General features: G+C 52.1%; 17 protein-coding genes. 15 read left to right on the top strand and 2 right to left on the bottom strand.

Going from position 1 to position 22324, the window contains the following annotated elements; all coding sequences use genetic code 11:
- The first annotated feature begins 14 nt into the window (after positions 1-14).
- The 14 genes from H616_RS0100530 to H616_RS0100465 all read left to right on the top strand — a co-directional run bounded on the left by H616_RS0100530 (position 15) and on the right by H616_RS0100465 (position 16060).
- A complete protein-coding gene (locus H616_RS0100530) occupies positions 15-536 on the top strand; it encodes a cupin domain-containing protein (protein ID WP_027965603.1) in 522 nt (173 codons plus the stop codon).
- The gene (locus H616_RS0100525; RefSeq protein WP_240470505.1) at positions 533-1366 is read left to right on the top strand and encodes an alpha/beta fold hydrolase; all 834 of its coding nucleotides are present in this window, start codon (positions 533-535) and stop codon (positions 1364-1366) included. Before H616_RS0100530 ends, H616_RS0100525 begins: the two co-directional genes overlap by 4 nt.
- Positions 1367-2161: an SDR family oxidoreductase gene (locus tag H616_RS0100520; protein ID WP_027965601.1), complete on the top strand. Its 795-nt coding sequence runs from the start codon at positions 1367-1369 to the stop codon at positions 2159-2161.
- A 20-nt stretch (positions 2162-2181) separates the two neighbouring features.
- Entirely contained in the window at positions 2182-2976 is a 795-nt protein-coding gene (locus tag H616_RS0100515) for an aspartate dehydrogenase (protein WP_027965600.1), read from the top strand.
- A gap of 15 nt (positions 2977-2991) precedes the next feature.
- Positions 2992-4452: an aldehyde dehydrogenase gene (locus H616_RS0100510; RefSeq protein ID WP_027965599.1), complete on the top strand. Its 1461-nt coding sequence runs from the start codon at positions 2992-2994 to the stop codon at positions 4450-4452.
- Between the two features lie 27 nt (positions 4453-4479).
- Positions 4480-6114: a thiamine pyrophosphate-binding protein gene (locus H616_RS0100505; protein ID WP_027965598.1), complete on the top strand. Its 1635-nt coding sequence runs from the start codon at positions 4480-4482 to the stop codon at positions 6112-6114.
- Between the two features lie 161 nt (positions 6115-6275).
- Positions 6276-7493 (top strand): DcaP family trimeric outer membrane transporter, encoded by a 1218-nt coding sequence (locus tag H616_RS0100500; protein ID WP_027965597.1) that lies wholly within the window; start codon positions 6276-6278, stop codon positions 7491-7493.
- Positions 7494-7713: 220 nt separating this feature from the next.
- A complete protein-coding gene (locus H616_RS0100495) occupies positions 7714-8850 on the top strand; it encodes an FAD-dependent monooxygenase (RefSeq protein ID WP_035572225.1) in 1137 nt (378 codons plus the stop codon).
- Positions 8851-8909: 59 nt separating this feature from the next.
- Positions 8910-9887, top strand: a complete 978-nt coding sequence (gene dctP / locus H616_RS0100490; protein ID WP_027965595.1) for a TRAP transporter substrate-binding protein DctP — start codon at positions 8910-8912, stop codon at positions 9885-9887.
- Between the two features lie 68 nt (positions 9888-9955).
- Positions 9956-10465 carry a TRAP transporter small permease gene (locus H616_RS15170; RefSeq protein ID WP_051233853.1) on the top strand — a complete coding sequence of 170 codons (510 nt, stop codon included), beginning with the start codon at positions 9956-9958 and terminating at the stop codon, positions 10463-10465.
- A 47-nt stretch (positions 10466-10512) separates the two neighbouring features.
- On the top strand, positions 10513-11829 hold the full coding sequence (locus H616_RS0100480) for a TRAP transporter large permease (RefSeq protein ID WP_027965594.1): 1317 nt from the start codon (positions 10513-10515) through the stop codon (positions 11827-11829).
- A gap of 62 nt (positions 11830-11891) precedes the next feature.
- On the top strand, positions 11892-13469 hold the full coding sequence (locus tag H616_RS0100475) for a sulfatase family protein (RefSeq protein ID WP_027965593.1): 1578 nt from the start codon (positions 11892-11894) through the stop codon (positions 13467-13469).
- A 279-nt stretch (positions 13470-13748) separates the two neighbouring features.
- Positions 13749-14558, top strand: a complete 810-nt coding sequence (locus H616_RS0100470; RefSeq protein ID WP_027965592.1) for an IclR family transcriptional regulator — start codon at positions 13749-13751, stop codon at positions 14556-14558.
- A 530-nt stretch (positions 14559-15088) separates the two neighbouring features.
- Entirely contained in the window at positions 15089-16060 is a 972-nt protein-coding gene (locus tag H616_RS0100465; protein ID WP_027965591.1) for a zinc transporter ZntB, read from the top strand.
- A 99-nt stretch (positions 16061-16159) separates the two neighbouring features.
- On the opposite strand, the gene ppx is transcribed toward H616_RS0100465, so the two are convergent.
- Positions 16160-17677 (bottom strand): exopolyphosphatase, encoded by a 1518-nt coding sequence (gene ppx / locus H616_RS0100460; RefSeq protein ID WP_027965590.1) that lies wholly within the window; start codon positions 17675-17677, stop codon positions 16160-16162.
- A 184-nt stretch (positions 17678-17861) separates the two neighbouring features.
- Between ppx and H616_RS0100455 the strand changes: the two genes are divergently transcribed.
- Entirely contained in the window at positions 17862-19976 is a 2115-nt protein-coding gene (locus H616_RS0100455) for a PhoX family protein (RefSeq protein ID WP_027965589.1), read from the top strand.
- Between the two features lie 86 nt (positions 19977-20062).
- Here H616_RS0100455 and ppk1 read toward each other — a convergent pair whose 3' ends face one another.
- A complete protein-coding gene (gene ppk1 / locus H616_RS0100450) occupies positions 20063-22270 on the bottom strand; it encodes a polyphosphate kinase 1 (RefSeq protein WP_035572222.1) in 2208 nt (735 codons plus the stop codon).
- Positions 22271-22324 lie beyond the last annotated feature (54 nt).

Here is a 22324-nt window from a genome sequence, read left to right as displayed (position 1 = left end):
CAAGGAATTGGATCATGACTACGCAAATTGCGACACAGAAACAACCTGAAGGCGTTTCTTTCGAAGACTGGATTGAGACACGTATTGCACGTTTTGAAGGCCGCAAGTATGACTGGAATGCCCTAAAATTCCAAGCCGATTACGATCCCAAGTATCGCCGTGCCCAGATGCGTTATATCGGCACGGGTGCGACTGGGGTCGCCGATGACACGAACACGATACCTTCTGAACATTTCACCTTATCGACCATGGTACTGCCGTCCAAGTGCGAAGGGCCGATGCACGTGCATGATGACGTCGAAGAAGTCTTCTTCGTGCTTAAAGGCACGATTCGCCTCTATCTGAAAGACGGTGACAACTATGTTGAGACCGTTATTAAAGATCGTGATGTGATTTCCGTTCCGCCAGGTATCTACCGCGGCCTGCTCAACGAAAGTGAAGAAGAAGCCTTGATGTGCGTTATGTTGGGCACGCCTAAGCCACAGATTCCGACTTATCCGGACGATCACCCGCTTTCCAAGATCAAACGTAAATGATGACTGGGTCAGCCATGATTGCCAAAACCCTATCTCTTAATAGTGGGTTTCAGGCGTATCGCGAAAGCGGTGCCGGACCGACAGTTGTGCTGTTGCACGGGATTAGTTCCGGTGCGTCATCTTGGGAGCCTTTGGCATCGCTGTTGCCGGGTTATCGACTGTTGGCTTGGGACGCGCCGGGTTATGGCGAGAGTCAGCCGCTGGCTGAAGGTGAGCCGACGGCGGCAGATTATGCGGCACGTCTCGACGCTTGGCTTGATGCCCTTGAGATTGAGCGCTGCGTGCTCATAGGTCACTCGCTAGGTGCCATGATGGCCTGCGCTTATATGGCTCTGTGCCCAGAGCGTCTTGTGGGAGTGATCTTGGCTGATCCAGCTCAGGGCTATCGGAATGCTGATGATGCCAAGCGTGACGCGGTTTATCACAGTCGTTGGCCCTTACTTGTTAAGCAAGGTCCCGAAGCTTATGCCGAAGCAAGGGCGCCACGTCTGCTGCGTGACAGTGCCAGCGAGGCTGATGTTGCTCGAGTGCGTGACGGCATAAAACGTCTCAACGTCTCAGGTTTCGCTCAAGCCAACTGGATGCTGGCTAATGATGCGCTGGAAGGATACGTCGAAAGAGAGATACCCGTACCGGCAAGGGTGCTGTGCGGTGATGAAGATCGCATTACCCCCCCTGAGGATGTTCAGGCGCTGGCAACACGCCTGGGGCTGACCTATCACAGTATCCCACGCGCTGGGCATGCCAGTTATATCGATGCGCCAGCAGCCTTTGCTGCAGCCATTGATGACTTTGCTGGGCGTCTGTTCACCAAAAAGGAGGAGCAGTAAATGAGCTTTATGATCGAAGGCCGAGTCGCCGTAGTTACTGGCGGCTCTTCGGGAATTGGTCTTGAAACCGTCCGCCTGCTGTTAAGTCAAGGTGCCAAGGTGGCGCTGTGTGGTCGCAATCTTGAGCGCCTCGAAGCAGCGCGAATCGCGCTGGTTAATGAGTTTCCAGAATCAGAGTTGCTGGCTGAAGCGTGCGATGTGCTTGATGAGGCGTCTTGTCTCAGCTTCGCCAGCGCTGTCCATGAGCGCTTTGGTGGTGCCGACATGCTGATTGCAAATGCCGGACAAGGCTACGTTGCGAATTTGGATGACACCCCAAAAGAAGCCTGGTTGTCGGAGGCCAGTCTCAAACTATTCGGTGTGCTTAACCCTCTGCAAGCATTCCGCGTACTGCTCAGTGCATCTGATATCGGCTCGCTGACTTGCGTTAACTCATTGCTGGCGCTGCAGCCTGAGCCACACATGATTGCCACCTCCGCAGCGCGAGCAGCCCTGCTAAATATGACCCACTCACTGTCTCACGAACTGATTGGTGAAGGCATTCGTGTCAACTCAATTTTGTTGGGAATGGTTGAGTCGGGCCAGTGGCGGCGTCGATTTGAGCAGCGTTCTGACAGCTCGCAGAGTTGGGAAGAGTGGGTTGGTGCTATCGCTGCCAATCGCGGCATCCCCATGGGCCGGCTGGGTCGCCCCGAAGAGCCGGCTCGGGCCTTGGTGTTTTTAGCCTCCCCCATGGCCTCTTTTACCACCGGTGCCGCCCTGGATGTTTCCGGTGGCTTCAACCGTCACCTATAGCTTATTTGAGAGAGAGCCGCATGACGAAACGACTATTAATGATCGGCTATGGCGCCATGGGTAGTGAGGTACATCGCTTACTGCCCGAAGGAATGGAGCTGGCTTGGCTGGTTGTGCCAGAAGCTTATGCCACTGCGGTTCGCGAGCAGTTGGCGGGGCGCGTCGAGGTGCTGACCGCCATTGATCAGTGTACCGAAGTGCCCGATCTGGTCGTGGAGTGCGCTGGTCAGCCTGGGCTGGCTGAGCACGGTGAAGCGGTGCTGCGTCGCGGCCTCACATTGGCTGTAGTAGCTACCGGAGCCTTGGCTGACGAGGCGCTTTATACCCGCCTTGCCACGGCCGCTCGTGAAGGCGGTGGACGCATGCAGCTGCTATCCGGCGCGGTAACCGGCATGGATGGTTTGGCGGCTGCCCGTGAAGGGGGCTTGGACGAGGTGACATATGAAGCCTGCAAGGCGCCTCGTAGCTGGAAAGGTAGCCACGCTGAAACACTGATCGATCTTGATGCGGTTACCGAGAAAGTGGTGTTTTTTGAAGGTGATGCTGGTGAGGCCGCACGCCTCTTTCCGGCCAACTCAAATGTTGCCGCCACCATTGCCCTAGCTGGAGTGGGTATGCGCGATACGCGAGTTCAATTGAGTGTCGATCCGGCCACTACTCGTAACACCCATCGCATTTATGCACGGGGACGCTTCGGCGAGTTCAGCATTGAACTTAACGGATACCCTCTGGAAAGCAACCCCAAGACGTCGACGCTCGCTGCTCTTTCTGTGGTCCGTGCCTGCCGTCAGGTACTTGAGCCGGTCTCGTTTTAAGTGGAGGTGTCTGAGATGAGTCAGAAGATTTTTATCGCAGGTGAGTGGCGTAAGGGGCGAGGGGACCTCTTTGTCTCGCGGTTCCCTGCGGACGGTTCGATTAATGCTGAGCTTCATGCCGCAAGCTTGGAAGATGTCGAAGAGGCAGTGAATGCCGCCGATATCGCCTGGCGAGCGTGGCGTGGCCGTTTGGCGCATGAGCGGGCTGAAGTGCTGTATCGCGTTAGCGATCTGATTAAGTCGCGCAGCGAAGAGCTAGCGGCTCTTCAGACGCGTGACAATGGTAAGCCTCTGGCCGAGAGCCGTGGGCTAGTGGCTAGTGCCGCTGCTACCGCGCGCTACTTCGCCGCTGCCTGTGAAACCTTGGAAGGTGAGTTACCTACACAGCGTAATGCCGAGGTCATGACTCTGAGCCAGTACGAGCCGCTCGGAGTGATCGCTGCCATCACGCCTTGGAACTCGCCCATTGCCAGCGAGATGCAGAAAGTGGCACCAGCGATTGCTGGCGGTAATGCGGTGGTGCTTAAACCTGCCGAAGCCACGCCACTCTTGGCGCTCAAGCTCGCCGAGCTGTTCGAAGAAGCGGGCTTGCCTAAAGGGCTGCTCAGTGTATTGCCGGGTCGAGGCAGTGTGATAGGCGAAGCCATCGTATGCCACCCCAAAGTGCGTAAGATTTCCTTTACTGGCGGTACGAATACCGGTCGTCACCTCGCGCATATTGCTGCCGATAAGCTGATTGGTACCTCGCTAGAACTTGGTGGTAAGTCACCCACGATCATTTGCGAAGACGCCGACCTAGAGCAGGCGGTTAAAGGTGTGGCTTACGGCATCTTCAGTTCAGCAGGCCAAGCCTGTATCGCCGGTTCGCGACTGTTCATTCATCGCAGTCGTTACGACGAGGTCATGACTCGGCTAGAAGAAGTAGCCAGCAATTTGCGTGTTGGTCATCCCGAGTCTCCGGGCGTTCATCTGGGCCCACTGATTAATGAGGCTCACCGCGACAGTGTGGCGGCGTATGTCGAGCGCGCGCGACAAGAAGGCGCTTGTATTCGTGTAGGTGGCGAAATTCCCCAAGATGAGGAGCTGGCTTCAGGCAGTTTTTATCTGCCGACACTGATCGATGGCCTGAGCCATGAAAGCGTGGTCTGCCAAGAAGAGATTTTTGGCCCAGTGCTGGTGGCGCTGCCTTATGACAATGAGGACGAGCTGATTGGGCTGGCCAATGACAACGTTTATGGTTTGGCAGCGGGGGTCTGGACTGCCGATTATCGCCGCGCTCTGCGTCTTGCCGCCATTCTTGAGGCTGGCACCGTGTGGATCAATACCTACAAAACGTTCTCCATATCGACACCTTTTGGTGGCTACAAGGAAAGTGGCTTGGGTCGCGAAAAGGGTCGCAAAGGTATTCAAGCCTACATGCAGCAAAAAAGTCTGTACTTGGGCCTCAATCACAATCCCAACCCCTGGTGCGATTGAACGCCCACGGTTACTGAGGAATTCATCATGACGACCATTACCGTGGGTGAAGCGATTGCCCGCACTTTAGAAGCTTACGAGGTCTCGGCCGTATACGGCGTTATTTCGATTCATAACTTGCCGATTGCGGATGCTATTGGTCAGCGCGAGCAGATTCGTTTTGTGCCAGCCCGTGGTGAGGCAGGTTCGGTAACCATGGCGGATGGCCATACTCGTGTTGGTGGTCTTGGTGTGGCATTGACCAGTACCGGCGCCGGTGCTGGGAACGCAGTGGGTGCCATGCTTGAAGCGCTTAATGCCGGCACTCCGCTGGTGCACATTACTGGTCAGGTAGAGAAGGCTTATCTCGATCGGGATGCCGGTTTTATTCATGAAACCCGCGACCAGATGGGTTTTCTCCGTGCCTGTTCAAAGCGTGCTTATCGGGTATGCACGCCAGAGCAAGCCGTGCCTTTGTTACATCGCGCCATTCAAGAGGCAATGACATTGCCGCGCGGCCCGGTGAGCTTGGAAATTCCCATCGACATCCAAGCGAGTCAGGTTGAGTGGAATGGCGCGGTGCCGGTTGAGCCTACTGCTCCGGCTCAAGTCTCTGATGCTGACGTTGAGGCGTTAGCTGAGCGTGTACTGACAGCTAAGCGCCCGCTGTTATGGATTGGCGGGGGTTGTCTGGATGCTGGCGATGCTGTGCGCCGTTTAGCGGATGCTGGAATCCCCGTGGTGTCAAGCACGCATGCACGAGGTGTGCTGCCCGACAGCCATCCACGCAGTCTGCGGGCTTTCCATAGCGCACCGGCAGTAGAAGCGCTCTTTGAGAGCAGCGACTTGATGCTGGTGGCCGGATCACGTCTGCGTAGTAACGAAACGCTCACTTATTCTGTGGCATTGCCTCGTCCGTTGGTGCAGATCGATGTTGACCCTGCCGCCGCAGATCGAAACTACCGCGCGGATGCCTTCCTGTGCGGTGAGTGTGGCGATGTGCTTCGTCGTCTGGTAGCCCATATCGACGGAAAGCGTGTGCCCGACGCTCAATTTGACCGTGACATAGCCACAGCAGTCAGTGAGGCTGAACAGGCGCTACGTAGCCAAGTGGGTGAATATGCAAAGCTTTCCGATGCGGTTCGTGCGGCGCTACCAGACGACGGTATTTTTGTGCGTGACATCACCGTCTCTGGCAGCACCTGGGGAAGCCGTTTACTGCCCGCAGAGCGCCCGCTGACCAATATCCATTCCCTAGCAGGAGCTATTGGTCAAGGTTTGGCAACCGGTATCGGCTGCGCCGTAGGGGCTTCCGGCCGCAAAGTGGTAACTATCGTCGGTGACGGTGGATTGATGCTAATGGTTGGTGAGCTTGCAACGCTTGCTCAAGAACAACTTGATATGACCCTGATCGTCATGAATGACGGTGGCTATGGTGTGATGCGTGGCATTCAGGACAAGTATTTTGATGGCCGCCAGTACTATAACGACCTGCACACGCCGGATTTCCAAGGGCTAGCTGATGCGTTAGCCATTCCCCGTTGGAAGGTTGAGCACGGAGATGACTTCGGCAAAGTGATCAGCGAAGCCGTAGCTCAGGCTGGCCCAGCGCTGGTCGAGGTTAACATGGCAAGTGTTGGTGAACTTAAGTTTGCTGGCCCACCTCAGAAAAAACTGTACTGATTTTATTAATGCTCGTCACGCAACGTGACGAGTACGAATAATACATCGCGATGCATCGTGCTAAGGAGTGACGTGACAGATAAAGGAAGTGATAAGTAACAGGTGAATAACTAGAACTACATTTTCCTGACCTCAATGATTTATAACAAAGAGAAACCTCAATGAAATACAATAAATATTTAATGATTGCCGCGATTCTGCCGGTAGGGATAACTGCTTCTCAAATATCACAAGCATATGATGTTGTTCCCGCCGGTCAAGCAGTTGTCACGGGTGAGCCAAGCCGTGTCGGCGCACCTTGGAACCATCGGAGTACATTTAATATTCCTGGCACCAATACTGATGTTACCTTTGGTGGTTACATCAAGTTTGATGCTATCTATGACTTTGATTATAACTTGGGCGAATCCACAGATCCTTTGGCGGCGGCTACTCGAGGTAACGCAACCGATGGTAAAACTACCTTTACGGTTAATGAGTCACGTATTAACTTCCGTACGCAAACGCGTATTGATAATCAAGTATTAAAGACTTATATCGAGGGGCATTTTTTGCCTGATGGTCAGCTTAGTTTGCGCCATGCCTATGGTGAGTATTATGGGTTTTTGGCTGGTCAGACTTGGACCAACTTCATGCACTTTCTGGGCACACCGAGAATCCTCAAGCTAGGTGGTCCTGTTGGTTATGCAACGGGCCGTCCTGATCAGGTGAGATATACCTATAAATCAGGTGTGAATACCTTTGCTGCTGCTCTGGAAGATCCTGAGTCCTCGGTGTCTGATCTAGGCCTTGGTGGTGCAGCAGATAATACGGTGAGACTGCCAGACCTGACCTTACGTTATCAGTACAAGAACAACTTTGGCATCTCTGGTGTGGTGCGTAAGTTCTCGGCTGATTCATTGCTGACAGGGGATAAGCAAACGACTACTGGCTACGGGGTCGCTGCTCAAGGCGCTCTGCCACTGGGCGATCAAACCACCTTGAAAGGCAATGTAATGGTGGGTAAAGGCCTGGGTGGTTATCTGGACTATGTTCCCCCGTCTGGCGCAAAGTTTCGTGCTCCTGATGCTTACTTAGCCGCTGATGGCTCGCTCAAAGCCATTGAACTTCAGAGCTATGGCCTCTCTCTGGACCACAAATGGAACAGCAGCTGGTCGAGCTCAATTGGCACCTCCGTGGTCCATCAGGATTTACCGGATGACACTCCTGCCTTCCAAGAAGTCACTGACACCGTGCAATTTTCTCATATCAATCTGATCTGGGATGTGAACTCACGTCTATCGGTGGGTGCTGAGTTTCAGCACGTTAACCTTGAAAAGGTTAGTGGAGAAAAAGTGGATGCTAATCGCGTGATGGCGAGCGCTCAATTCCAGTTCTGATCAAGGCCGGGTACGGCCTCAACCGCGGTATCCGGTGTTTGAATACCTGGGATATGCCATCTGAGAAGGCCATTTTTCTCAACGCTCCGTTAGTCGCTCGGATTGGGTTTGACAAAGACAAATGATGCGCCTAAATTTTGGGTGTCAGATAATAAACATGGTTTCATATTTGATATTTTGGTGTAGCCATGTGTATCAATAAAAATAAAGGGGGAACGGCATGGCAGGCTTGAGGATCGGAATTTGTGGTGGCGGTATTGGCGGGTTATGCGCGGCCCTGGCGCTGCGTCAGCAAGGGCATGAGGTGATTGTCTTTGAACGTGCCAAGCAGTTTTTACGTATAGGCGCCGATGTAAATCTGACACCTAACGCCGTGCGCGCGTTAGATAAATTAGGTGTAGGGCAGGTGTTGCGTCAGACGGCAGCTCGTCCTACACATCGTATTAGCCGCACTTGGGATACTGGTGAAGAAACGTCGCGGTTACCAATGAGTGAAGCGGCTGAAGAAAAATACGGAGCTCCGCAACTGACGATCCATCGTGGCGACTTGCTGAAGGCGCTTGAGGATGTCTTGCCTGAGGAGTCTATTCGTCTATCTAAGCAGGCAGAACGAGTCGAGCAAGGTCATCCTATGCGGATTCATTTTGCTGATGGCAGTAAAGAAGAGGTCGATTTAGTCGTCGGTGGTGATGGTATTCATTCATCGGTACGCCGTGAGCTGTTTGGCGAAGATCAACCTGAGTTTACAGGTTTAGTGTCTTACCGTGCGGTGATACCGCGCAGCGCCGTCTCTGAGCTGGAAAATCTGGATGCATTTACCAAGTGGTGGGGGCCAAATTCTGACACTCAAGTTGTGGTTTTCCCCCTAACAGGCGGTGAAGAGGTCTTTATCTTTGCCACTACCGCCCAGGATGACTGGCGTGATGAGTCTTGGACGCTACCTGGCGATGTGGAGGAGCTGCGTGACGTCTATAAAGACTTTCACCCAGACGTTCAGGCTCTGCTGGCTGCTTGCGACAGCGTCACAAAGTCCGCTCTCTATGTGCGTGAGCCCATGGAGCAATGGACCGTAGGTCATGCCACTCTTCTCGGTGATGCAGCACACCCCATGGTGCCCTTCATGGCTCAGGGTGCATGTATGGCCATTGAGGATGCAGTAGTACTTTCACGTTGTTTGGAAGGCATTGATCGGGATGGGCTTTCCGAAGCATTGAAGCGCTACGAGATCGCTCGAAAGTCACGCACTGCCGATGTTCAGAGAGGTTCTCGGGCCAACGATTGGTTGAAGGGTGAGGGAAATGCTGATTGGGTCTATGGCTATGATGCCTGGGGCATTGAACTGCCTGATGTGGCTTAGGGACGCCAAGGCGTTTGTCATAACGTAACGTTCAATAAAATACTTAAGAGACCTATCATATGACTAAGAAAGTTCTGACCAAATCCTTTCTCACTTTGGCTTTAATAAGTGCAGCTACTGCGGCTCAAGCCGAGAAAATAAAACTCAATGCTGTTTCCTTTACCCCTAAAACAACAGTTGTTTCACACGGGTTTGAGCAGTTTGTTCAAGGAATAAACGAGGAGTTTGAAGGTGAGCTTGAGATAAACTGGCGTGGTGGCCCTGAAGTCATTCCGCCCTTTCGCTTAGCTGATTCTGTGCGTAATGGGGCTATTGATATGGCACTCATTAGCCCGAGTTACTACTCGGGCTTGGTGCCGTCTGCAACTGCCTCTAATCTTTCCTTTAAAACCTATGAAGAAATTTCAGAAACGGACTATCTTGACCTGATGACCGAGGTTCACAAGGAACGTGGCCTATACTTTTTAGGTGAGATTCCTGCAAGCCCTGTTCAGTTCTTTCTGTTTTTTAAAGAGAAGGTTAGTGGTCTAGACGATATCTCAGAAAAACGCATCAGAGTGTTTCCGACTATTTTACCTTTTGTTGATGCGCTGGGTGCGGAGCCTTTAGTGCTACCCATCGGTGAAATATATACTGCGATTGAGCGTGGTGTAATTGATGGATTTGCTCAAAGCAATTTAGGTTGGGCTGAACAATTTGATGATGTGGTGAATTATTACATTACGCCTCCTTATTATCGTGCTGGGTTCAACGTATTGATCAACCCAGAAGCCTGGGAAGAAGTGCCAGAAGATCTGCGTAATCGAGTGCAAAACTACCTGCGTGATGAGCTAGCTCCACAGATTGATCAGAGCTGGGAAGAGATCATTGCAACAGGCTATGAGGAAATGGATCGCGCCGGTTTCCAAGAGATTAGGCTGAGCGATGAAGAGGCTGATGAGTATACCGCGACAGCGATTAGCGCCGCCTGGGAAATGCTTGCGGAAGATGTTGATCCTGAGCTGCATGCCAAACTGAAAGAAATGTTAGTTGACTGATTTGCTGTCTTCTTCCGACGCCCAGATGGTTTGGGCGTCGATCCCACTTATACTCCGGAGCTTTCACAATGAATGACTCCCTGGCCGTTACGCATTTTTTCTCAAAATTTATGCGTGCAGTTAGTCGAATTAATCTGTGGCTTGCTTGGTTTTCTGCTTTTGTATTGTTGCTTTCAACAAGTCTAGTATTTGCAGAAATTATGTCGAGGCTGATGTTTGGAAAATCACTAGTTTGGGTTATCGAGATTAGCGAATACTCACTGCTTTATATGACCTTTCTAGGGGCTCCCTATTTGCTTGAAAAGAATCGGCATGTCGCTATTGATCTCGTTGTTGAGGCGCTTCCTATATCTGTGCGGCGCCTTGTGGTTGCTCTGCTGTGTTTTGTGGCAGCGATAGCGTGTGGTTATTGTGCCTGGATTGGCGTGCTGGTAACTGTGGATCAATGGGAGTTTGGCTTGCGAGAAACAACGCTAATGCGCCCACCAAGTTATTTAATAACTATGGTATTTCCTGTTGGTATGGCATTGCTTTCGGTTCAGTTTTTCGCACAAGTTTTCGATAGTTTAAAGCGCTGAGCTATCAGCTCATCCACAATAGTAAACACGCTTCTCTGGAGGCTAATATGGAATGGTGGCTCACGCTGCTCATGATTATGGGTCCGCTCTTGGTTCTGATGATGCTAGGCATGCCAGTAGCGTTCGCTTTTCTTGTTGTTAATTTGATCGCATCATACTTTTTGCTAGGTGGTATGTCAGGCGTTGAGCAGCTGGTGATCAGCACGACAGGGGCGTTGACTAGCTTTACCTTGGTGCCTATTGCTATGTTTATGATTATGGGCGAAGTTATGTTTCGCTCCAACATTGCAAATGACCTTTTAGATACGTTAGATAAGTGGTTCGGTAAGGTGCGTGGCCGGCTTTCTTTAATGGCCGTAGGTGGGGGCGTTCTTTTTTCTACTTTAACTGGTAATAGCATGGGGTCCATTGCACTTTTGGGGTCTAGTTTAGTGCCAGAGATGGAAAAGCGTGGTTATAAAAAACCGATGTCACTGGGGCCAATTCTTGGCTCAGCCGGTCTTGCCATTATGATTCCGCCTAGCTCGCTAGCTGTGGTGCTGGGCGTTGTTGCAGAGCTGCCGATTGGCCGTCTATTAATCGCTATCATACTACCAGGTTTGCTAATGGCGGTGCTTTACACGGTTTATATTATCGGCCGGTGTACATTGCAGCCTGATATTGCACCATCGTTTGAAAGCGAACCAACGACGCTTCGTGTAAAAGTTGAGGCGGGCATTAAAAACATTCTACCTATTGGTTTCATCATATTTGCGGTAGTGGGTGTGATATTTCTTGGCTTGGCTACTCCGACTGAAGCCGCTGCATCAGGAGCCGTAGCAACAATAATACTAGCTATCATAAAACGTCGTCTGAGTATAAAAAAGTTTAAAAAATCGATGTTTGAAAGCGCGGCCATCTCGGTGATGGTGTTATTGATTGTGGCTGGTGCTGTGTCTTTTACTCAGCTTTTGTCATTCACTGGTGCAACGTATGGTTTGATGGATGCTGTACTTGGCTTACCTTTCAGTGAAAAAACTATTGTATTAGCTATGGTGTTAGCAGTAGTGGTGCTAGGAATGTTTATGGGGCCACTGCCGATTATGATGGTCACTTTGCCAATTTTTGTACCTGTTGTTATAGAGTTTGGTTTTGACCCGTTATGGTTCGCTGTGCTCTTTCTGATTGCTATTGAAACGGGCTCTACATCTCCCCCATTGGGAGCCGCTCTTTTCGTAATGAAAGCCGTGGCACCTGAGGGAACCAGTATGGGCAGTATCTATAAAGCGGCGGTGCCCTTCCTAGTTTGTGATTTCTTGGCCATTGCGATTGTCTTTATGTTCCCTGCAATTGTTACTTGGCCGGTGGGGCTGATGTTCAACTGAGTTTTGTTACCTCTGCGGAAGCTGCGCAGGGGTAACATATCTCTCTGTTTACAGGATGTATCATGAGTCGACCCAGTTTCGTACTCTTTATTACAGACCAGCAGCGGGCAGAGCATCTAGGATGTTACGGCGACCCTACCGTGCGTACACCGCACTTGGACAGTTTGGCTGCCGAGGGAGTACGCTTCTCCAATTTTCATGTGACCACTCCAATATGTCAGCCTAATCGGGCATGTTTAATGACCGGCCAGCAGCCGTCAGTGAATGGCGTTCGCCAGAATGGCATCCCACTGGACTTGGATAGTGTTACCTTCGCAGATGTGCTTCGCGGCGCGGGTTATCGCACGGCTTATATTGGCAAAGCGCATTTCCAAAATGTGACCAATATCCCAGCACCTGAACGGCGTTTAAATGGTCAGGGGGATCGGCCAGCGGAAGGTTTATGGCATAGTTTGCGTCGGCAGCGCGATGGCGATGGTTATGGCTGGGAAGTTCGGCAGCGTTGGGCCGAAGACCCCGAGCTTGAGTTAGCTACACCCTATTATGGGTTTGACCATGTACGCCTATGTATTGGGCATGGCGATCAAGTAGAGGGGCATTACACCGCTTGGTTACGAGACAAAGGCATTAACCCTGATGACGTGCGTGGGCCGGAAAATGCCTTGCTTGATGCTCGTATCACAGCACCACAGTGCTGGCGTACGGCCTTGCCTGAAGATGCTTACCCAACAACGTATGTTGCTGAGCAGGCTTGTGCTTTTCTTGATGAGCAGGATGATGAAACGCCATTTGTTCTGGTAGTGTCCTTTCCTGATCCGCATCATCCTTTTACACCACCTGGTCGGTATTGGTCGATGTACGATCCTGACGAGGTTGTTCTACCTCCCAGTGCTGGGCACTCTGTTAACACCATTCCAGGACTTTCCAGCTCGGCACTAGAGCCTTATCGGTGGGGAGAAAAAGAACCTGATAGCCACTGGCCGTTGACACTTCCTGAGCGCCAGTTACGTGAAATAATAGCCCTTAACTACGGCAGCATCACAATGATTGATGATGGGGTTGGCGAGGTGATGTCTCGGCTCGACACTAATGGACTTACCAAGAATACAGTGGTCGCCTTCACGTCTGATCATGGTGACTACATGGGGGATCATGGCACCGCGCTCAAGCTAGGCTTGCATTTTCAAAGTGTTATACGCGTACCGCTGATCTGGCGTGATCCTCAAGAGGGCGGAGCAAGTGGACGAGTCTCACGTCGACTGGGAAGTGCCATTGATTTAGCGCCGACTATGCTACAGCGAGCTGGGTTGAAGGTACCCATCGGTATGCAAGGGAATGACCTTTTTGATGTTCTGCGGCCAGCACCACCTGTGCTTGTCGAGGATGCTGGAACTGCTGTATTTCAGGATGGTGATGCCAACTCAAGCATTACGACATTAGTGATGGGTGGATGGCGGCTTAGCCTTTTTGAAGGTGAGCTCAGTGGCGAGTTATACCATTTGCTGAAGGACCCACATGAAACCCAGAATCTCTGGGATGATCCCGCTAGTCAGTTTGCTAAGGTTGAGCTAATGGAGCGTCTTGCGCGTCGTATGGTCTCCTTGCGAGACAAGCGGTTATCTGCGACAGCGCGGGCCTAAACGTGTGATTAAATACTGACTTGTATGAATAGATACATGTTACGATTATATTTTATCTGTTGCGCTAAATCAGCTGATCGCAAAGTTAGATAGTGAGTTAATTTATAAATAATTTAAAATTTAGTTCACTTATGGGTGTGTTTGGAGACGACTCTGCTGCCGTAAAACGAAAGGGTTCATTTTTCGAGATGTTGAGTGTAATCGGTGAGAGATGGCGCTTTAAAGTCGGATTTAGATATAAATGTCAATATTAATCAATGGATGTGAGGTGGTAGGGCGATGAGTGACACAGAGAAGGACGCACGCAGATACTTGATTCCGGGATTGGAGCGTGGCCTGACCATTCTGATGGAGCTGAGCAGCAGTCATCGAGAGATGGGGTTTGCTGAGATTTTAACGCGTGTTGATATTCCTAAAGCTACAGCTTATCGTGCTCTTCAAACTCTAGAGTATATGGGATTTATTCGTAAGCACCCGTCTACAGGATTATATTCGCTTGGAAGTAAAGTTCTACGTTTGGGATTTGAATATGTTGCTTCACTAGACCTAGTACAAGCTGGGCAACCCATCATTGAGTCTTTGCGTGACAAGACAGGGTGCTCAAGCCATATTGCGATTCGTGATGATAGAGATGTTATCTATGTGGCGCGTGTCAGCGCCGCTAACACGACGGTGCGCCGAGTAAGTGTGGGTACTCGCCTGCCGGTGCATCGCACTTCTTTGGGGCGGATGTTGCTGACTGGATTAAGCCGTGAAGAGTTTGATGTCCTTTATCCTGAGCCAAGCCTCCCGGACAATGGGCCTGGAGCTTCTGCAGATCGAGAGTCATTTTGGGCCTTGGTTCAAGAAGACCGCGAGCGTGGTTATGTGATCAGTGACTCATTCTTTCAGCCTGGTATATCTTCAATTGTTTATCCGTTACGTAATCATGGCGGTGAAATCGAAGGGGTGGTTAGCATTATGGTGCCAGCATATGAAATTCCTGAGAGAGATCGCGACCGTCTCCGCATCGAAGTGGCCAAGTCTGCCTGTACTATCTCTGACCTGCTAGGCTACCAAGGCTCGGCTTACGGCCTGAATGTTGACTAGTAAGAGGCCACCTAGTCGAAGGATACACAGAGTGTTTAACAAGGCCTGAGGTTTTGGCTGTTTAAAATCAGGGGTAGCTAAGAAAAGCAGACAAAGAGGCATTCTTTAATTGAGTGTTCATTCAACGAAGTAACACGGAATGTTCTGCCATGACAAAATGATCTTGCCTGGCTCCAGTGAGCACTTCAAGTATGTAATACGCTATGGTGAGGTGAGTCATGGTAGGATCGACGATATCAATGAAAAAAGTATTATATACCTACTACTCAGACGGTGCCCCCCCCCCAAAATTGCGGTGATAGGCGCTACTTACCTTGGTTACTGTGGTTTTTATTTGATGGTGTTGTGTTGAATTAAAAACAGAGTTTATTTTATTCTCATTATTTTTTTCTTGTTATCTTCACGGAAAGTCATGTCGCCCATGTTACCATTATGGGTATATCGCCTGTTATTGATCAATTGATTTTGGCGGTTTTTTAGGATTATCCATCCAGTTATACCGACCATTTATTACCTAGAGGGAGCCCAGCATGGCTACGCACTCTGCGACATATTTAACCGGAGAAAACACGGGCCATGAGGTTGTTGGCGAGGATGCGCTGACGGCGGCGATGGCGGAGTATCAGTTGCTGTGGATCCACATGGATGCCGGTGCGCCTGATACGCGTGTGTGGCTTGAGAAAAACCTGAACTCTCTGGATCCGTTAAGTCTTGATGCGTTGCTTCAGGATGAAACTCGGCCACGTGCCGAGACCATGCAGGATGGAACGCTGATTAACTTACGCGGGGTCAATACGAACCCGGGTGCGGACCCTGAAGATATGGTGTCTATCCGTATGTGGGCCGATGAACGCCGAATTGTCACTTTGACCCTGAGGCCGTTGGCGACCATTACGTCTTTGCAGGATGAAGTGCGTACCGGTAATGGCCCCAAGACACCGGGTGAGTTTTTATGCCGGTTGTCAGAGTTATTGTGTACACGAATAGAAAGCTTTTTGCGTAATTTAGAGGAGCGTGTCGATATTTTGGAGGCCGATGTGTTGGGCGAACCCGACCAGGAACTCCGGCAGGGCATTACGGATGCTCGCCAAGATGTGATTCTTTTTCGTCGGTTTGTTGCGCCGCAGCGCGATGCCTTAGCGTATCTCTTGCATTTCCGCTCACCTGCCTTTATGACGCCAGAAGAGCTGCGCAGACTCAGTGAAGTTCATGACAGAGTTATTCGTGTTGTTGAGGAATTGGATGAATTCAGAGATCGCCTTGTGGTTATACGTGACGAGCTGACTAATGTGATGTCTGAGAGGGTTAACCGGAACCTTTATCTTCTTTCTGTGATTTCGTTGATTTTCTTACCCTTGGGTTTTTTAACGGGTCTGCTGGGGATTAATGTCGGCGGTATTCCTGGAACGTCTGAGCCAGTCAGCTTCTGGGTCGTTTGTGCCATTTGTGTTGCCGTTGTGGCGTTGTTATTAATTGTACTTCGAAATAAAAAATGGATTTGAAGCCTTTGGCTCATTAAGTCGGCGGTCACTCAGCGGTGGTTTCTACCACTGAGTGACCGTGGTTAGCGTACGAATGTGATTGGTTTGGGTCTGGTAGTGTCAGCGCTTTAGTTGCAGGTTGAAGCTGGCGGCCTGCAGGTAGTTGGCTTCTTGCTCAAGGTCGTTGCGTAGCAGTGCTGAGTTGTCGCGGCTTAGGTCTAACGTGAGCTTGTTGCTTTTGACCGAGAGCCGTGGTGTCTCGGGGGGTTGCTCGGGGCGCGAATGGTTAAGAATAACAGCTAGGCGCAGCAGGCGAGCTAAGCGGGCATGGGTATCGCGGTCAGAAGCGGGCAGTGCTTGCCACTCTTTAAGTGGAAATTTGCGGCGATGAGCGCGTACCAAAAAGGCCAGCAAAGACTGTTCTGGCCGTGAAAAACCAGGCAGGTCTGAGTGCTCCAGCAGGTAGGCACCGTGGCGATGGAATTGGCTATGTGAAATGGCCAAGCCGATTTCGTGCAGGCGTGCTGCCCACTCAAGAAAGCGGGCTTGGGTGTTGTTTAGCTTCCAGTCATTTTTTACCTGGTCGAATAGGGCTTGGGCCGTGGTGGCCACATTGTCGGCCTGGCGTGCGTCTACTTGGTAGCTGCGGCTAAGGTTATCCAGTGTCTTGAGGCGACTGTCTTCGGGACTGTTGCGCCCGACCAGGTCGTAGAGAACGCCTTCGCGAAGGGCACCATCTGAGTAGCGCATTTGTTTGAGGTCAAAGGTTTCGAAGATGGCGTTGAGAATTGCCATGCCAGCTGGGAAGACGTGTGCGCGGTCCGGCTTGAGGCCTTCCATGCGGATGTCATCGAGACGTTTGAATTTAATCAGCCGCCGCCGCAGTTCGGCGAGCCCTTCGCGGGTGATGATCCCTTCTTGCTCCGTCCCATTAACTGCCAGTACCGCCGCGGCGGCCTTGATGGTACCGCTAGACCCGACAGGGTCTTGCCAGCCAAGTTCGCGATAAGGACGGCGGATACTGGCCAGCTCGGAGAGGGCCGCTAGCTCGGCTTTGCGCATGTGCTTTTCGCTGATTTCCCCGTTAGCGAAGAAGCGCTGCGTGAAGGTCACGCAACCCATTTTCAAACTTTCCAAAGCCAGTGGTTCGAAGTGTTCGCCGATGATGAATTCGGTAGAACCGCCGCCTATATCTATGATGAGGCGGCGGCCTTCTTCGGCTAAAGCATGTGCTGCACCTAGGTAGATAAGGCGGGCTTCTTCGCGCCCAGCAATAATTTCGATACGGTGACCCAGGTTAGCTTCAGCACGGGTGATAAGGGCTTCGCTATTGGCGGCATCGCGTAGTGCGTTGGTACCCACTATTCGCAGATGGTCTTGGGTGACGCCTTCCAGAAAAGGCGCAAAGCGTGCCAAGCATTCCAGTGCGCGGGTAATGGTGGCTTCATCGAGCAGGTCGTCTTCATCCAGGCCTGCTGCTAGTTGCACTTTATGACCCAAGTGCGCGACAACCTGGAGGCGGTTGTCTTGGTAGTTGGCCACTAACAAGTGAAAACTGTTAGAACCTAAGTCGATGGCAGCGAGCCGTCGGGGTTCGTTGGTGGCTTCTTGGGGGGCCGGGTCCTGTGGCGAGATCATGGTTCTTCCTTCGGCGGGTCTGGCGAGAGGTTGCCGCCAAGTGGTGTAGCTGTCAATAATTACTGGTGCTATGGCTTCTGTCTACTGATGGCCACGGCAAGTATCGATACCCTCTTTCATCATGCTGTCACTTATTGCTTTTATCCTCACGTCATCTTGTCTCCGCTCATCCGAGGAGGACCCCATGAGCAAGGAAATTGAGGATCATCGCGTACTTAACCCGAGCGTCAACGAGCCTTTTGCGGCTGTGCTTGAGCGCCATGTCTCTCGGCGTAATGTGATGCGAGGTGGTTTAGGACTGGCAGCGGCTTCAATGCTGGGCTTTGGTGGTGCAGCGCAAGCGTTGGCTTCAAGCGCGAGTCAGCAAAAGACGCCGCTGAGCCTGGCGTTTGAGTCAATCGCTGGGTCGCGCACTGACGCGGTGGTGGTTCCTCCAGGGTATACCGCACAGGTGGTATTGCCGTGGGGTACGCCGCTGTCAAACGCGGCGCCGGAGTGGAATGCTGATGCTGCCATAACCTCAGAGCAGCAGGCGATGAGCGTGGGTATGCACCATGATGGTATGCATGGTTTCGCACTGGATGAGCCAACGGGGTCGCAGCGCTTCGTGATGGCGTTGAATAACGAATATATTGATCAGAAAGCGTTGTGGGCCCACCAAGGGGGGCCGACGAATGCGACAGAGGGCGCGCGCCCGGCTGAAGAGGCGCGCACTGAAATCAATGCGCATGGCGTGACATTGGTTGAAGTGAAAAAAGAGACTGATGGCCGCTGGGTGCATGTGCGGAACTCTCCTTATAACCGCCGCTTTACCAGCGCCACGGAGATGGAGCTCGCCGGTCCTGTGGCAGGCAGCGATTATGTGAAAACGCGGTTTTCGCCGGAAGGGCGGCTAACCCGTGGTACCAATAATAACTGTGGAAATGGTTACACGCCGTGGGGCACTTATTTTGCCTGTGAAGAGAACTGGCCCAATATTTTTGTTAATACGGGTGAGCGCTTTCTCGATGATGCCCGCCTTGGTATTCCTACTGAGCGTAGCCGCTACGGGTGGGAGACGTCGGCTGGTGATGCTACTGAGCAGAAGGGTGAGTTTGCGCGCTTTGATATTACCCCTCACGCGAGCGATGCCCGTGAAGACTATCGTAACGAGGCGCGTACGTTTGGCTACCAAGTTGAGATTGATCCCTACGATGGCAGTCGGCGTGCGGTAAAGCGCACGGCACTGGGTCGTTTCCGTCACGAGGGGTGCTGGCTGGGTAAGCTTGATCCAGGTAAACCCGTGGTTTTTTATTCTGGTCACGACTCGCGTAACGAGTACATTTATAAGTTTGTTTCTACGGCGGCTTGGGATCCGGCTGATGCTAATCGCCCAGGTGCGGCCTATGATCGCCTGGCAGTTGGCGCTAAATATCTGGATGATGGCACGCTCTATGTGGCGCGCTTTGATGCTGATGGTAGCGGGGAGTGGTTGCCGCTAACACCGCAGGCGACGACCCGTGAAGGCAGTTTGCTGCATGAGGCGCTGGGGTTAGCTGCTGATGATCAGGCGGGTATTCTTATCCGTACCTGTGATGCTGCCGATTTGATGGGTGCGACGCCAATGGACCGCCCAGAGTGGGCGAGTGTCGACCCTGCCTCAGGTGAGGTGTATATGACATTAACCAATAATAGCCAGCGCACCGAAGCGGGTAGCGAAGCAACTTATACCAATGAGGGACACCATATTGATGAGCTTGGTGTCGGTTTTGCTACCGCCCCTGTGAATGACGCTAACCCGCGTCCCGATAATGGTGCTGGGCATATTATTCGCTGGCGAGAAGGCAATGATATGTCGCGCTTTGAGTGGGAGGTGTTTGTTTTTGGTGCCGCCGCCGCTGATAGCGACAACCGCTCTGGTTTGACGCAGGCTAACCAGTTTGCCAGCCCCGACGGCCTTTGGTACGACGACCGTGGTGATGGTCAGGGCATCTTGTGGATCCAGACGGATAATAGCTACGAAGGCGTGGCAGAGTATACCAATGATCAGCTGTTGGCGGTGGTGCCCGCGGCGCTTGAGGGAGGAGTTGTGACGCCAGAGCGCCAGCAGCATCTTAAGCGTTTTGCTGTGGGCCCCAACGGCAGCGAGGTAACGGGGGTGTATATGACGCCAGACAAGAGCGCGTTGTTCATTAATATTCAGCACCCCGGTAATTGGCCAGCGAGTGAAGATGCAACTCAGGCTGCTGACGGTAGTGTGCGCCCGAGGGCGGCGACTGTCGTGATTCAGAAGAAAGATGGCGGGCCGGTTGGCACGTAATTGACGTAAAAAGCAAAAGACCAGAAAAAACCGCCCCCGCAGCTCGCTGCGGGGGCGGTTTGGTGTGGGTTGTTTAATTGACTGTTTTAGGTTTTGGCGGCGTAGGCGTAAAGCAGCGTTTCTTGGGCGCTGATGGGAGCCGCTTTGCCGGGTTGCTGTTGTATGTAGTTGCCATCGGGCTGGAGTAGCCAGCTCTGGCAGTTATCGACAAGATAGGTTTCCAGGTCTTTGCGGACTCGGGCCGCCATTTTTTTGTCTAACAGGGGAAAGCAGGTTTCCACGCGATTAAACATGTTGCGGGACATGAAGTCGGCACTGGAGGCCCATACCTCTGAATTGCCGCCATTGTGAAAGTAAAAAACGCGGGTGTGTTCTAGGAAACGTCCAATAATAGAACGCACCCGAATGTTATCCGATATACCGGAGACGCCTGGGCGCAGGCAGCACTGGCCACGGATAATTAAGTCGCACTCTACGCCAGCCTGAGATGCTCGATAGAGGGCTTGTATGAGTTTGGGTTCTGTCAGCGAATTGCATTTAATGATCAGGTGAGCGCGTTTGCCTTTGCGTGCTTCAACAGCCTCACGCTCGATCATCGACACCATGCCTCCGTGCAGGGTAAAGGGAGCATGTAACAGTGTTTCAATGCGCCGAGCTCGCCCCATGCCAGAGAGTTGTTGAAAGACCTGGTGTACGTCTTCGCAGAGAGAGGGGTTGGCGGTAATCAGGCTGTAGTCGGTGTAGAGGCGAGCCGTTTTGGAATGGTAATTACCGGTGCCAAGGTGTGCGTAGTGGCACAGCTTGCCATTTTCATTACGTACGATATGCATCATCTTGGCGTGGGTCTTGTAAGCCATGACACCATAAATGACGATAGCGCCGGCTTCTTGAAGTCGTGAGGCTAACGACAGGTTGTCAGCTTCGTCGAAGCGGGCGCGTAGTTCGATCACCACGGTTACCTCTTTGCCATTGCGCGCTGCTTCAACCAGCGAATTGACAATGGGAGAGTCGGCACCTGTGCGATAGAGCGTCTGTTTGATGGCGAGCACGCCGGGGTCTCGAGCCGCTTCGGCCATCAGGTCTTCGACCGGGGTAAAAGACTGGAAGGGATGGTGCAACAGAATATCACCCGCGGCGATGGTATCGAACAGGCTGCTACTTTTGCTGAGATTTTTTGGCAGGCCGGGAGTAAAGGGGCGGTAGACCAGGTCGGGTAGCTCAACGTGGTCGATCAGCGATATCATGCGGGTCAGGTTCACTGGGCCGTTGACTCGGTAAATATCGCCTTCTTCCAGCTCGAATTGTTTGCGCAGGAAGGTGATAAGTTCCTCAGGGCAGGTATCAACGACCTCCAAGCGCACACCGCTGCCGTAACGGCTCGCCAGCAGCTCGCCACGCAATGCTGATGCCAGATCAGAAACCCCTTCAGGGTCCATCAGCATATCGGCATTACGGGTAAGGCGGAATTGGTAGCAACCGCGAACCGTCATTCCTGGAAACATTTCTTCGGCGTGAGCATGAATCATCGAGGAGAGAAAAACAGACTCCGTGAAGCCTTCTTCACAGAGCTCCTGGGGCAGCATGATGACTCTGGGCAAAGAGCGAGGTGCCGGTAAGATAGCCAGCCCGCCTTCGCGCCCGAACGCATCTTTGCCTTCGAGCTGCACAATGAAGTTGAGGCTTTTGTTCACCAGCCTAGGGAACGGGTGAGACGGGTCTAACCCGATAGGGCTGATTACTGGCATGATCTTTCTTTCGAAATAGTCTTGTACCCATTCATGCTGGGCTTTGGTCCAGTCATCGCGGCGCCGGAAGCGTAGCCCATGCTTTAACAGCTCAGGCAGTAATACATCATTGAGTATTTTGTATTGGCGCTCAATTTGTTTGTGGGCAACGGCTGATATTTCGTTGAATACAGCGCGTGGTGACCGGCCATCAGCCCCAGTTCTTGTGTCGCCTAGGGCAATTTGGCGCTTGAACCCAGCGACCCGTATCTCGAAGAACTCATCCAGGTTTGATGAAAAAATCAACAAGAACATTAAGCGGTTTAGCAGCGGGTGCGATTCGTCCAGAGCCTGTTCAAGTACACGAATATTGAACTGCAGGTGAGAGAGTTCACGGTTGAAATAGAGAGATGGATCGCTTAAGTCTGCATCAGTCTGGGGTTTGGGTTTGATGCCAGCGCGAGTCTGATTGAGGCGCGGCGGCGGATTATCGATCCCGCTTTCCTCAACACTCGAGTTATTCGGCTGGTGTGTTAACACGAGGGCCTTATCAGGGCTGCAGTCTTTCATAAGCTTCTCTCTGTTCCAAGGAAAAAGGCATGCCTTTCTTCCCAGCCACTGGGG

Source organism: Halomonas halocynthiae DSM 14573 (genome assembly GCF_000425725.1).
In the GTDB taxonomy this organism is placed as follows: Bacteria; Pseudomonadota; Gammaproteobacteria; order Pseudomonadales; family Halomonadaceae; genus Halomonas; species Halomonas halocynthiae.
This window is presented reverse-complemented; position numbering and strand designations above follow the sequence as displayed.